Origin of the sequence: Corynebacterium sp. UMB4614 (assembly GCF_030217065.1) — a bacterium.
GTDB lineage: Bacteria > Actinomycetota > Actinomycetes > Mycobacteriales > Mycobacteriaceae > Corynebacterium.
Genome location: NZ_JASONC010000055.1, coordinates 1 through 657 on the forward strand (window position 1 = coordinate 1; position 657 = coordinate 657).

At 59.1% G+C, this 657-nt stretch carries 1 protein-coding gene; it reads right to left on the reverse strand.

The window, feature by feature from the left end:
* The coding region (locus QP413_RS09865; RefSeq protein ID WP_284781595.1) for a helix-turn-helix domain-containing protein at window positions 1-657 on the reverse strand (657 nt) is incomplete at both ends.

The window sequence follows — 657 nt, forward strand, 5'->3', positions numbered from 1 at the left end:
CGTCCCCGGATCACGCCCAAGCTCACGCGCAATCGCCCGAACCGATAAATTCCGATTCACCCGATCCGCGATGCGCTCCCGCTCCACCAACGACAAGTACCGCCGGTCAATCACCTTCTCCACCGCAGCCTGCGGCAGCACCTCCACCGGAACACTGACCCGGCCATCAACATACGCAAGAACCTGCATAAGCCGTTTATAGCGATAAACTGCCTGACCATCGGGCACAAACGGCACACGCCGACCACGTGTTTTAATCACCCCCTTATCAACATCAAGCGCACCACGTAACCCCATCCCACACGCAGCTGCAGCAGAACGACGATCCAACCCACAGGCCCGAAGCTCCAAATACTCCACTCGCCGCGCCGTAGCCACAGCCCGCCGACCCTCAGGAGCAGGACGGGGCCGCGCACCAATCGATATCCCCACCCGGTATACCGACGAAGGATTCACACCCAACCGCCGCACAATATCCATTGGCGCGACATTCTGGGCAAACAACGCAACAATCTCGTCAACCACCTGTGACGACAACGTCTTATTCCGCAGTGGTAACCCATCACGATGCGCAATCCGATACGCCGTAGCTAACGACCATCCCAGATCCAACCCAGCCGCACGCACCGACAAACCATCACCCACCACCAACTGGTG